The 12,495-nt window shown below is 60.5% G+C and carries 11 protein-coding genes and 1 pseudogene; 5 read left to right on the forward strand and 7 right to left on the reverse strand.

The genetic code is table 11. The features are described from left to right. Positions 1–52 precede the first annotated feature (52 nt). From ACP7E3_RS24725 to ACP7E3_RS24745, 5 genes and pseudogenes are all read right to left on the reverse strand, one after another. Positions 53–769 (reverse strand): MgtC/SapB family protein, encoded by a 717-nt coding sequence (locus ACP7E3_RS24725; RefSeq protein ID WP_017847070.1) that lies wholly within the window; start codon positions 767–769, stop codon positions 53–55. A gap of 86 nt (positions 770–855) precedes the next feature. Further along, a complete protein-coding gene (gene mgtA / locus ACP7E3_RS24730; RefSeq protein WP_046485891.1) occupies positions 856–3,561 on the reverse strand; it encodes a magnesium-translocating P-type ATPase in 2,706 nt (901 codons plus the stop codon). A 582-nt stretch (positions 3,562–4,143) separates the two neighbouring features. Then, a pseudogene (locus tag ACP7E3_RS24735) lies at positions 4,144–4,398 on the reverse strand (GNAT family N-acetyltransferase); the annotation flags it as partial. A gap of 3 nt (positions 4,399–4,401) precedes the next feature. Further along, positions 4,402–4,746 (reverse strand): FKBP-type peptidyl-prolyl cis-trans isomerase, encoded by a 345-nt coding sequence (locus tag ACP7E3_RS24740; protein ID WP_017847066.1) that lies wholly within the window; start codon positions 4,744–4,746, stop codon positions 4,402–4,404. Positions 4,747–5,028: 282 nt separating this feature from the next. Beyond that, positions 5,029–5,280 carry a hypothetical protein gene (locus ACP7E3_RS24745; RefSeq protein ID WP_046384010.1) on the reverse strand — a complete coding sequence of 84 codons (252 nt, stop codon included), beginning with the start codon at positions 5,278–5,280 and terminating at the stop codon, positions 5,029–5,031. Between the two features lie 313 nt (positions 5,281–5,593). Between ACP7E3_RS24745 and ACP7E3_RS24750 the strand changes: the two genes are divergently transcribed. Next, entirely contained in the window at positions 5,594–6,481 is an 888-nt protein-coding gene (locus tag ACP7E3_RS24750; RefSeq protein ID WP_057004913.1) for a nitrilase family protein, read from the forward strand. 12 nt (positions 6,482–6,493) lie between these two features. Here the strand turns inward: ACP7E3_RS24750 and ACP7E3_RS24755 are convergent, their stop codons facing one another. Continuing rightward, positions 6,494–7,114: a transglycosylase SLT domain-containing protein gene (locus ACP7E3_RS24755; protein WP_046384012.1), complete on the reverse strand. Its 621-nt coding sequence runs from the start codon at positions 7,112–7,114 to the stop codon at positions 6,494–6,496. A 185-nt stretch (positions 7,115–7,299) separates the two neighbouring features. Here ACP7E3_RS24755 and ACP7E3_RS24760 point away from each other — a divergent pair, with 185 nt between their 5' ends. Next, positions 7,300–8,796: a PAS domain S-box protein gene (locus ACP7E3_RS24760; protein ID WP_426124712.1), complete on the forward strand. Its 1,497-nt coding sequence runs from the start codon at positions 7,300–7,302 to the stop codon at positions 8,794–8,796. A 130-nt stretch (positions 8,797–8,926) separates the two neighbouring features. Then, positions 8,927–9,199, forward strand: a complete 273-nt coding sequence (locus ACP7E3_RS24765) for a DUF1652 domain-containing protein (RefSeq protein ID WP_017847058.1) — start codon at positions 8,927–8,929, stop codon at positions 9,197–9,199. On the opposite strand, the gene ACP7E3_RS24770 is transcribed toward ACP7E3_RS24765, so the two are convergent. Then, positions 9,162–10,355 (reverse strand): MFS transporter, encoded by a 1,194-nt coding sequence (locus ACP7E3_RS24770; RefSeq protein WP_169864748.1) that lies wholly within the window; start codon positions 10,353–10,355, stop codon positions 9,162–9,164. The two genes, ACP7E3_RS24765 and ACP7E3_RS24770, sit on opposite strands and share 38 nt — an antisense overlap. 207 nt (positions 10,356–10,562) lie before the next feature. Between ACP7E3_RS24770 and ACP7E3_RS24775 the strand changes: the two genes are divergently transcribed. Together ACP7E3_RS24775 and ACP7E3_RS24780 are read left to right on the forward strand one after the other, a co-directional pair. Continuing rightward, the gene (locus tag ACP7E3_RS24775; protein ID WP_017847055.1) at positions 10,563–11,120 is read left to right on the forward strand and encodes a helix-turn-helix domain-containing protein; all 558 of its coding nucleotides are present in this window, start codon (positions 10,563–10,565) and stop codon (positions 11,118–11,120) included. An 11-nt stretch (positions 11,121–11,131) separates the two neighbouring features. Continuing rightward, positions 11,132–12,478 carry a glutamine synthetase family protein gene (locus ACP7E3_RS24780; protein WP_046384015.1) on the forward strand — a complete coding sequence of 449 codons (1,347 nt, stop codon included), beginning with the start codon at positions 11,132–11,134 and terminating at the stop codon, positions 12,476–12,478. The last annotated feature ends 17 nt before the right edge of the window (positions 12,479–12,495 follow it).

Below are 12,495 nucleotides of genomic sequence, written 5' to 3' on the forward strand. Positions count from 1 at the left end.
CCTTACAAAAGCATAGCCAATCCTGGGTATGCCTAGGCTTGACCAGGGTGGATCAGTCGGTGGTACTTGGGCTCCAGAAAGCCTGCACCACCAGGCTCGACATGGAAATGCGCGTCACCAGGGCGTCCAGTTCATCACCGTCCACGGAAGTGGCCGCCAGGGTCGCCTCGATCTCCACTTCTTCGCTGCCAAACGGGCGCACATCGACATCGCTGGCGGGGTAGTTGCAACGTGCCAGCTCGGCTTCCAGCAACACCATGACCGCCTGTTGCTGGCTACGCCGTGCAATCACATAGAGGATGTTGGTCACCTCCGCCGACACCACATCCAGCGGCTGGCGGTTGATGTTATTGACGATCGGCCGCAGCAGCGTATTGGCCGCCAGTACGAACAGCGTGCCCAGCAGCGCTTCGAGGATCAGGTCGGCACCGGCACAGGCGCCCACCGCGGCCGAGGCCCAGAGGGTGGCGGCGGTGTTGAGCCCGCGCACGTTGCCTTCTTCGCGCATGATCACGCCGGCCCCCAGAAAGCCGATGCCCGACACCACATAGGCGACCACCCGCACAGCACCGTCTGCACCGCCCAGGCGGTTGGCCATGTCGACGAAAATCGCCGCGCCCACTGCGACCAGCACGTTGGTGCGCAAGCCCGCCGTGCGCTGGCGGTACTGGCGCTCGAAGCCGATCAAGCCGCCGAGGATAAACGCGGCGGTCAGGCTGACCACGGTATCGATCAGGGAATCGAGGTTGATGTTGTTGATTGCCTGCATAAAAACTCCATGAATGCGGCGGCAGCCCCACTGCCATCGCGGGCAGGCCCGGCTCCCACCGGGCCCAGGGGCGTTCGATACAACTGTTATTGCCAGCCAAACTTACGGATGTAGTAGCCCTTCACCGCTTGGGTCAACGCCATGTACCCCAACAGAATCACGGGCAGGAACACAAAGTACAGCGACGGCAACGCCTGCAGTTTGAAGTAGTGCGCCAGCGGCCCCATCGGCAGGAAAATCCCCACGGCCATGATCACCCCCGTCATCACCATCAGCGGCATTGCCGCACGGCTTTGCAGGAACGGGATTTTCGGGGTGCGGATCATATGTACGATCAGCGTCTGGGTCAGCAACCCCACCACGAACCAACCCGACTGGAACAGGGTCTGGTGGTCCGGGGTGTTGGCATCGAACACATACCACATGAGTGCGAACGTGGTGATGTCAAAGATCGAACTGATCGGCCCGAAAAACAGCATGAAACGGCCCACATCCCCCGGTTGCCAGCGTTGCGGCTTGGCGAGCATTTCTTCATCGACGTTATCGAATGGAATCGCGATCTGCGAAATGTCGTACAGCAGGTTCTGCACCAGCAAATGCATGGGCAGCATCGGCAGGAACGGAATGAACGCACTGGCGACCAACACCGAAAACACGTTGCCGAAGTTGGAGCTGGCGGTCATCTTGATGTACTTGAGCATGTTGGCGAAGGTGCGCCGGCCTTCGAGCACGCCCTCCTCCAGGATCATCAGGCTCTTTTCCAGCAGGATGATGTCAGCCGCTTCCTTGGCGATGTCCACCGCGCTGTCCACCGAAATACCGATATCGGCCGTGCGCAGCGCCGGTGCGTCGTTGATTCCATCGCCCATGAAGCCCACCACATGGCCGTTGGCCTTGAGCAGGCGCACGATGCGTTCCTTGTGCGACGGCGTCAGCCTGGCGAATACGTTGGTGGTTTCCACGGCCTTGGCCAGTTCGGCGTCGGTCATGTCCTCGATGTCGTTGCCCATCAGCAGGCCTTGCTGCTCCAGGCCCACTTCGCGGCAGATCTTGGCGGTGACCAGTTCGTTATCGCCCGTCAGCACTTTGACGGCCACGCCGTGGGCTTTGAGGGCCTTGAGGGCAGGCGCGGTGCTTTCCTTGGGCGGATCGAGGAAGGCCACGTAACCGATCAACGTCAGGTTTTTTTCATCCGCCAGGTTGTAGGTATCGCGCCCCGCTGACATCGGCTGCGCGGCGACCGCGACCACCCGCAAGCCTTCTTCGTTGAATGCCGCGGTCACTTGGCGGATGCGCGCCAGCAACTCATCGGTCAGCGCTTCGTTGGAGTCACCGTGGCGCACCCGGTTGCACACCGACAGAATCTCTTCCACCGCGCCTTTGCAGATCAACAGGTGCGGCTGGCCTTGCTCGGCCACCACCACCGACATCCGGCGCCGGTTGAAGTCGAACGGGATCTCATCGACCTTCTGGAACGCGGTGGCGACTTTCAGCTCGCGATGCACCTCCACGTGTTCCAGCACCGCCACGTCCAGCAGGTTTTTCAGACCGGTCTGGTAGTAACTGTTGAGGTAGGCCATTTCCAGCACGTCGTCGGACTCTTCGCCCCACACGTCCACATGGCGCGCCAGGAAAATCTTGTCCTGGGTCAGCGTGCCGGTTTTGTCCGTACACAGTACGTCCATGGCGCCGAAGTTCTGGATTGCGTCCAGGCGCTTGACGATGACCTTTTTGCGCGACAGAAACACTGCGCCCTTGGCCAACGTCGAGGTGACGATCATCGGCAGCATTTCCGGGGTCAGGCCCACGGCAATCGACAGCGCGAACAGCAGCGCTTCGGTCCAGTCGCCCTTGGTGAAACCGTTGATGAACAACACCAGCGGCGCCATCACGAACATGAAGCGGATCAGCAGCCAACTGACTTTGTTGACGCCCTGCTGGAACGAGGTGGTCGCGCGATCCGTGGCGGTGACGCGCTGGGCCAACGCGCCGAAATAGGTGCTGTTGCCGGTGGTCAGAATCACCGCCGTCGCCGCGCCGGACACCACGTTGGTGCCCATGAACAGGATGTTCTCCAGGTCCAGCGGGTTGCGCGTCTTGGCATCCTTCTGCTGGGCGAACTTCTCCACCGGCATCGATTCGCCGGTCATCGCCGCCTGGCTGACGAACAGGTCCTTGGCATTGAGCACGCGGCAGTCGGCGGGGATCATGTCGCCGGCCGACAGCACGATCAGGTCGCCCGGCACCAGTTGCTTGATCGGCAGCTCGATGGGCTTGGCCGCCTCGCGGCGCAACACCGTCGCGGTATTGCTCACCATGTCCTTGAGTGCGTCGGCAGCCTTGTTCGACTTGGCCTCCTGCCAGAAACGCAGCAGGGTCGACAGCACCACCATGGAAAAAATCACCGTGGCGGCCTTCATGTCTTCGGTCAGCCAGGAGATCACCGCCAGCAAGGTCAGCAGCAGGTTGAAGGGGTTCTTGTAGCAATGCCACAGGTGGACCCACCAGGGCAGCGGCTGTTCGTGTTCGACTTCATTGAGGCCGTATTGCTCCCGCAACGCGTCGGCTTCCTGGGCGTCCAAGCCTTCGGCGTGACTGCCCAGGGTGCCCAGCAATTGTTCCGCGCCGCTGTTGGCCGCAGCCACCAGGGTTTGCGCCAGGCTCGGCGGGACTTCGCGGCTGACGCTGGCGTCAGTGACGCTGTCGAGCAGTGCCAGGCGACGGAAATGCCGAGCGATATGCCGGGTCCGCAGGAAGCCGGCAAAGAACTCTTTCAACAGAGTGAAGTTCATGGTGTTACTCCTGCGCGAGGAAACCGTCGTGCAGGTACGGCCAACTGCGCCGCGCCCGATCAAAAAGGCACAGCCAGCCTGGCCCGCCCGCCGCAAAAAGGCAGGCGCGTCCGTAGCAACCTGAGGTGAATCAGGTGCTGGTCAGCGTCGATGAGAGTGGATCGAGGCAGGCGCCAGAACTGGTCGCTGCCGGGATGCCGCTTCTCGCTGTTTGGCGAGACAACGGCATCGGAAGAATGCGCGTTACCTTGCCAAGTCTGTGCCGGTTACCGAAACCGGCCGACGACTGTCACTTGAACAAGTACCCACTGAGGGTCTCCGCTATTGATGAAAACGCGCGAAGCTTACGCCCCGATTACAGGAGAGTAAACCGTAGGAAAGTACCTGCATGATGAATAAGAGGATTCTTCAGGATGGGTTCAGGAACCCCTATCTTGAAGCCCTCCAAGGCTTAAATGTGGGAGGGAGCTTGCTCCCGATGGCGATGGTGCAGCTAGAGATAAGCTAACTGCCCCACCGCCAGCGGGAGCAAGTCGAGTCGTCGCACCGCCCCTCCCACAGGTTGAATGTGTCTATCCGCAGCTAAGGTGCAACAGGTCGATCTCGCGGCACCCGTATCAGGTAATCATCCACCTGCCCACCCACCAGCGCCTTGACCTGAGTCGACACCGTATTCAGCTGTCGCCCCATCCTGATCCCCTCGCGAATACGCACCGGCACATACCCCAGTTTCGGCCAGAAACGCTCGGCCTTGCGATTACCGACCACCACCGTCAGGCGCGGCCACTCGGCACCCTGCGTGACGGCCCATGCTTCGAGGTCGGCGTGTAACCGCCGCCCTCAATCATCACGCGTCAGTACTTCCAGCAATTCAATTTCAAAGCGCAAAGGGCTGTTCGGCTTGATATGCGCGCCCATCGAACGTTCGCCATACGCCAGGTGCGCCGGTACGAACAATGTGCGTACACCGCCGACTTGCATGCCCATCAACCCCTGGTCCCAGCCCTTGATCACCCGGCCCGTTCCAATCACACACTGAAACGGCTTGCCCCTTTCCCACGACGAATCGAACACCGTGCCATCTTCCAGGGTGCCGGTGTATTGAGTGGTGATCAACGCGCCCTTGACCACGGCCTTGCCGGTGCCGGGGCGGATGTCGGTGATCTGGAGTTGTTCGTCGCTCATGGGGGGCTCTCGTTGACTGCGCAAAGGCTGGGGTTTTCCCAGAATTGGGTGGGTTTGGCAAGTGTAGGAAGCGTCGGCTCAATGACATTTCTCTTTAACCTGCGGGGCGTTTCCGCCGGCTGGGCAGCACCTCGCGCACAGGCGCTATTTCGAGATCGCACTCGGTGAACATAATCGAGGGGGCGGTGAATTGATCGCTGGAGTGCATGCTGCCGAGCTGAACCGGCGGCACGCGTTGTGAGGAGGGACGATTGCCTCACCACAACAAAAGCAATCACCGCCTCAAAGCTCAAGGCCGGATAGTAAGGTTTTGTCGCGAGAGAGCAGACCTAGTGTCTGCAACACGTCATTGACTGCGCCGACAACGCCCACATTTTTAGGCTGGGGCTTCCCATCGACAACATCCTTCAACGCTGTCAAAAACTCCACCCGGCCCGAATCGACCTTATCGGACTTGCTGTCCTTGGATGAGATACGGCCCTGGGCAGTATTAATCTCTTTATCAAGGTAAGCGCTAAATTCAGACTTTTTCATTGTCAGTTTCCTTCTTCAACAATGCGTGAGGGCACACGCAACAGCTTAAGAAGCTCACTGCATCCTGCCTACTGTCAGAGTTCACAGGTCTGTACCAGTCGCCGGGTGTCGTTCTCACAACCAATGCTAGTGCATGTCGATCCAATTTCGCTGGGACCGAAAGACCTGACCTCTCTCCACGAATAGGGGCAGCGAACTATCAAGAGCCCACTGACACCTCAACCGGAAGCGCCCGATTTTCTCCCGCCCGTCAGATCACCTCTTATGGAGCGCCAGCCACTTCGGCGGTAACCATCCAAAGAGATCACCCACAATGAACCAAGCCACAAGCCCTGTACGTGTTTCTGTTGTGCAATTCGATCCCCAGGTCGGTGTGGACCACCGTACCGCAAACCTGCGACGTAGCCTGGAGCTGGCAGCCGCGGCAGCGAACGGCGGCGCCAATCTGATCGTGCTGCCGGAGCTTTCCAACTGCGGTTACTTCTTTTCCAGCCGCAAAGATGCGTTCGATCACGCCGAAGCGGTGCCAGACGGTCCGAGTCTGCGGGCATGGATCGACTTTGCCGGCCGGTACCAGGTCTATCTGGCGGCGGGCCTGAACGAAATCGACGGAGCGCAATTATTCAATACAGCGGTGCTGCTCGGCCCGGACGGTTTTATCGGCAAGTACCGCAAGGCCCATCTATGGAACCTGGAGAAGCTGTGGTTCACCCCGGGAAACACGGGATTTCCAGTCTTCGAGACACCGATCGGGCGGATCGGCATGCTGATCTGTTGGGACATCTGGTTTCCCGAAGTCCCGCGCATTCTCAGCCAGCAGGGTGCCGATATCATTTGCAGCCTGAACAACTGGGTCTGGACGCCGCCCCCGCTGTTCGACGACGCCGGGCGGTGCATGGCGTCCTACCTGACGATGACGGCAGCACACGTCAATAACGTGTTTATTGCCGCCGCCAGTCGAATCGGCGAAGAGCGCGATGCCCGTTACCTGGGGTGTTCGCTGATTGCCGGGACCAATGGGTGGCCTATCGGCAAGGTGGCGTCGGCCAATCGCCAGGAAATCCTGTTCGCCGATATCGACCTGAGCAGCGCGCGCAGTGCGCCCATCTGGAACAGCCTCAATGATCTGCAAAGGGATCGGCGGGTTGACCTGTACGATCAGATGCTGGGCTATATGCAGCATCGAGCATTGCCGCGTTGAGCACGAGCGGCCTCACAACCAATGCCAAAACCGGCTCCAGAACCCACGCCCCAAATCATTCTTGCAACCCGCATATTGCTGCGCATACAGCTGCGAGCGAGCCTGCACTTTGCTGGCCACGGGGGGTAGCCAGGCTTTGCTGGCGTAGGTGCGCTGGCGATAGCCGCCCCAGCCTTCGTGGTAATTCAGGTATTGGCCGTAGGCGTCGTACTTGTAAACGCCGTTGATGGTGTAGGTCTTGTCCATGTACCAACCGACGAAGTCGATGGCGTCGTCGAAGTCCTGACGGCTGGCGCCGCTGCGGCCGGTGCTTTTGCGGTAGTCGTTCCACACTTCATCCTTGGCCTGGGCATAGCCGGCGGCGGTGGAGACGCGGCCCCAGGGGATGATCCACAACAGGTAGTTACGCGGAGCCTTGGCGTCCTGCCGGAAGGCCGATTCCTGGTACATGATGGCGAACGGCAACTGGATCGGCACGCCCCAGCGCTTTTGGGTGACTTGGGCGGCGTCGTACCAGTCGGCCTTTTCGCGAAAGATGCCGCAGAGGTCGTTGGGCGTGCGGGGTGGCGAGGTGCCGCAGGCCGCCAGCAGCGAAGTGAGTAATAACAAGCCGACAGCTTTGCCTGCGTTCAAGATGCACCTTTGCGGGATACGCGTAAAAAGCCGGCATTTTACCCATTCAACGCGGCAGGTGAAGAAAGGAAACGCTCAGCGCCGTGCGCAACAGCAGCGTGCGCCAGATCGCACGGGGCAGTTGCGCTGCACTATCGCGCAGCCTGGGTGTCGTAACTCGCATGCGCCCATTCCCAGGAGAAACCATGAGCCAGGACGTCCTCGCCAAAGAAACCAACCGCCGCCAATTGCAGCAGATCATCTCCGGGTTGTCCGACGGGGTGATTTTGGCCGAGCTAGACCAGACCATCCTCTGGGCCAACGAGGCCGCGCTGACCATGCACGGGGTCAGCGCGGTCGAACACCTGGGCGCCAACAATCAGGCCTATGCCGAGCGGTTCGCCTTGCGCTATCGCAATAACCACCCGCTGTTGCCGGACAACTACCCGCTCAGCCGGGTGGCGGCCGGCGAAGCGTTCAGCGACGTGATCGTGGAAGTCAGCCCCACCGGCGACGACGAGCGCAGTTGGGTCCATCGCCTGCGCAGCCTGGTGCTGACCGATTCACGCGGCGAACCGGAGCTTTTGGTGTTGATCCTCAGCGACGCCACCGAATGGGCGAGCGCCGAGCAGCGCTTCGAAAAAACCTTCAACGCCAACCCCGCGCCCGCCGTGATCTGCCGCCTCAGCGACCTGCGCTATATCAAGGTCAACCAGGGCTTTCTGGAGATGACTGGCTATAACCGCGACCAAGTGATCGGCCGCTCGGTGTATGAACTGGACGTGCTGGAACACGCCGAGCGCAAGGACCTGGCCATCCAGCGCCTGGCCGAAGGCGCGACCATCCCGCAGATGCAGGCCGAATTGAGATTGCCCGAGGGCGGCAGCAAGTTGGTGATCGTGGCCGGCCAGCCGTTGGACATGAACGAGGAAGACTGCATGTTGTTTTCCTTCACCGACCTGGAACCGCGGCGCAAGGCAGAAATCGCCTTGCGCCAGAGTGAGGAGCGCTTCGCCAAGTCGTTCCGCCTGACGCCGGTGCCAACCCTGGTGTGCAACGCCGACAACCGTCAAGTGGTGGATATCAACGAAGCCTTCATAAGCATTACCGGCTACACCAGTGAAGAACTGATCGGCAAAGCCATCGAAGACATCGACTTCATCGACAGCGCCCAAGCCTGCGCGCAGTTGTTCGCCACTCTGGAAAAAGCCGGCAACCTCGACGGGCTGGATCTGAAGGTGCGCAAGAAAGGCGCTGAGGTGATCGACTGCGTGGTGTCCGCCGATACCGTGAGCATCCAGGACGTGCCCTGCTACCTGCTGGTGCTGATGAACATCACCGAACGCAAACGCTCGGAGCTGGAGCTGGTGGCGGCCATCGAAGAAGTGATGCAGGACGCCTCCTGGTTCAGCCAGACCCTGATCGAAAAGCTGGCCAACGCCAAAGGCGCCAACCGACCCAATGTGCCGGGCATTGCCTTCACCGATCTCACCACCCGCGAGCGCGATGTGCTGGGTTTGATTTGCGAAGGCCTGGCCGACAAAGAGATCGCCTCGCGCCTGAAGCTGGCGCCCAACACGGTGCGTAACCATGTGGCCACGGTGTATTCCAAACTGGGGGTGCATAGCCGTAGTGCAGCGATCGTCTGGGCCCGTGAGCGCGGGCTGTTCGCCGGTGAACTGCGTCTGAAAAACAAGCGCTGAAAGTACAAATGCACTAGTGCGGCTAGTGCGAATTCGCCTTATTGCGCCTAGGTGTAATGCTTAACCTTCCTGGGGTGGGCACAGGCTTTCGATCCTGTGTCGTCGTATTCCACACCCGGAAGGAATTAGCATGTTTACCCTGTCTCAATTGCGAAATTGCATCGAAGAAGGCCTGTCGCCGCTGACGTGCGAATTCACCCTGTGCCGGGACGCGTCGCTGACCCTCAAAGTCTTCGACGCCGAAACCGGCCGGGTCGACCTGGTGGTCACCGGGATCAGCACCAATCGGCTGCAGACCCCGCAAGAAGTGGACAAGATGGTCGAAGAATTACGCTACGAGCTGCACAGCAACCACCTGGGCAAACTCACTCTGGATGACTTGCCTTCAGCCTCGCACCCATGAAATAGAACACCCCGCCACCGACGATAAACGCCCCCAGCATGTAGAACATGTAATGCGCCGGCAGGCTGGCCAACACCAACCCGCACAGCACCGGCCCCAGCGCGGCGCCGAGGTTGGACAGGTTTTGCGCGCCGTAATACATGCCGCGCAGGTGGTCCGGGGCAATGCGGTCGATAAACATGTACTCGGCCGGGAACACGACGATTTCCCCCACGGTAAACACCGCCATCGCCAGCACCCACCACAGTACGCTGGTGGACAGCGCAAAGCCGATCAACCCCAGCATGAACATGCTCAAGCCGAAGATCAGCCATTGGCTCAGGTAACGGTGCGAGATGCGCCGACCGATCACGTATTGCAAGGCAATCACCAACACGGCGTTCGTCGTAAGCACCGCGCTGATGACCTTGTAGGTGTATTCAGCAGTGGTGGTGGTCACCAGGTATTGCGACAGGTAAGCCGTGAACTGGCCGAACACCACCGCACTGAGCACGCCGCCAACGGTGAAGCACACCAGGCGCCGATCCTTCAACAGCACGCGGCCGACAGCCAGGAACGACACCGGCTTTTGCGTGGCATCGACAGTGGCCAGCGCACGATCACCCCAGCGCCAGTACAGCAGGAAAAACCCCACCCCCAACAGCGCCGACAGCATAAACGGCAAGCTGATATCCAGCCTGGCCACCATCGCACCAAAGAGCGGCCCCACCGCATAGCCGATATTGGTCAGGGTGTACTTGATGGAAAACACCTCACTGCGCGCGTCTTCCGGCAACAGGCTGGCAAAGCCGGCTTTGATCGCAATATCGATGACCGCGTAAGCCAGGTTGATCAGGATCAGGCAGCCATAGAACGCCCAGATAGTCTGCGCGAGCACCGTACCGATAAAGCCCACGACAAACAGCGCACTCAAGCCCAGCAGTAACCGATAGCTGCTGATGCGATCGACGAGAAACCCGCCATACACGCTGAGCAACGAACCGACGATCAGCGAACTGCCGATCACCAGGCCGACCTGGGTGATGTCCAGGGCAAAGTGCCGGGTGAGGTAGATAACCAGGTACGGAAAGGTGATCGCCTTGGCCAGCGTCAACATCAACGTGGCGGACAGCAACAGCTTCACTGTGCGGGGGTAGTGTCTTAGGGTGGCAAGCATCCTGCTCTCATTCCATGAAGGTAACGCGGCCATTGCAGCCGGTCACCTTACCTCAGGAACCCGAAAAAAGCAGGCGTTGCCAGCGGATTATCGCTTGACCGGGGTGATCTCGAGGATGGTGCCGTTAGTGGTTTTGAGCAGCACAAACCCATTGCTCTCGTGAAATTTATCCTGTAATTTTTCATGAAATTTAACGAAATAAATTTCATGAACCAACAAGAAGAACTCGAAGCCCTGGCGATCCTGATCCACGACCTGCGCAAGTACAAGAAACTCACCCTCGCGCAATTGGCGCAAAAGATCGAGCGTTCGGTGGGTTTCCTGTCTCAGGTCGAACGAGGCCTGTCACGCCCGACCGTGGCGGACCTGACCGCGATCAGCCACGCCCTTGACGTGCCCACCACCTATTTCTACAGCCTGAGCAAACCCAAGGCCATCAACTGGGTGACGCGCCCCAACGAGCGGCGCACGGTGTATTACGCCAATGGCATCACCGACATCCTGGTCTCCCCCAACATGAACGGTGCGTTTTCGATGCTCGACAGCCTGCTGGCCCCCGGAGCCAATAGCGGTGAGCAGACCATGAGCGACCGCGCCGAGCAGGCCGGGTTTGTGCTGGAGGGTGAGTTGACGCTGTGGGTGGAAGGGGAAGCCGACTCGGTCACCCTGCACCAAGGCGACAGCTTCCACCTGGCCAGTTTCGCCCGTTGCCGCTACGCCAACCTGACCGAACTGCCCGCCCGCGTGCTGTGGGTTTACAACTAGGAGCTACACCCGTGAAAAGCCATTCCTCCACGCTGCTGGCCGAAGTACGGAGCTTTCGCCAGAACCACCCCGACGTGCGTTATGTCGACCTGATCGCCCTGGACATCCCCGGGCATTTCTACGGCAAGCGCTACCCGGTGGAGATGCTGGAAAAAGTCGCCGCCGGCGGCCCCTTGAAGCTGCCGCAGAACGCCGTGCTGCTGGGGGTTCAGGGCGGGTTGTTCAAGATCGGTGATTACTGCTTCAACGACGGCGACCCCGACGCCAACCGCCGCCTGGTGCCGGGCACGCTCAAGCCGGTGAGCTGGGAGTCGCAGCCGCTGGGCCAGATGCTGATCACCTCGGACGGTACGCAAGCGCCGATCGAATTCGAACCGCGGGAAGTATTGGCCAAGGTCCTGGAACGCCTGCACCACAAAGGCATTCACCCGGTGGTGGCCTTTGAACTGGAGTTTTACCTGTTCGACAAGCAGCTCGACAACGGCCTGCCGCAATTCGCCCGCGACCCGCTGAGTGACGACGCCGACGACCAGCCCAACCTGCATATCGAGCGACTGTCGCGCTTCAGCGAGGTGCTCGACGATATGGCGCAAACCGCCAAGGACCAAGGCATCGACATCACGGTGATCACCGCAGAACTCGGCCCCGGCCAGTTCGAGATCAACTTCGGCCACTTGGACGATGGCCTGCGCGCTGCCGACTGGGCCGCCCTGTTCTGCCGCAGCACCCGTGGCGTGGCGCTCAAGCACGGCTACCGCGCCAGCTTCATGGCCAAACCCTACCTGCAATTCCCCGGCAGCGGCATGCATGTGCATGTCAGCCTGTACGACGGCGCCGGCAACAACATACTCGCGGCCCATCAACAGCAACCCCTGCGCCACGCCGTGGCCGGCTGCCTGGAGTTGCTGCCGCACTGCATGCCGATCTTCTCGCCGAACCACAACGCCTTCCGCCGCCTGGGCGGTACGGTCAACGCCGCCACCCGTGCCAGCTGGGGCTTCGAAGACCGCGATGCGTGCGTACGCATCCCCGAGTCCGACCCGCGCAACCTGCGTATCGAACACCGCCTGGCCAGCGCCGATGCCAACCCGTACCTGGTGTTGGCGGCGATTCTGGTGGGGTTGGAGCATGGGCTTGACGCCAAGCGCGAACCCATCGCCCCACTGAACGACGACCGCAACAGCGGCACCGACTTCCCCCTGGAAATGCTCGAGGCCGTGCGCGCCATGCAACATCAAGCGGTATTGCGCGATAAGCTGGGCGCGGAATTTGTCGACGTGTACTGCGAGAACAAACGCCAGGACCACTTGGCGTTTCAGCAGGAGATCAACGCACGGGAATACCGCTGGTTTCTCTAACCCCCCATGGAATCACC

Origin of the sequence: Pseudomonas sp. PSPC2-3, assembly GCF_049898265.1 — a bacterium.
GTDB lineage: Bacteria > Pseudomonadota > Gammaproteobacteria > Pseudomonadales > Pseudomonadaceae > Aquipseudomonas > Aquipseudomonas veronii.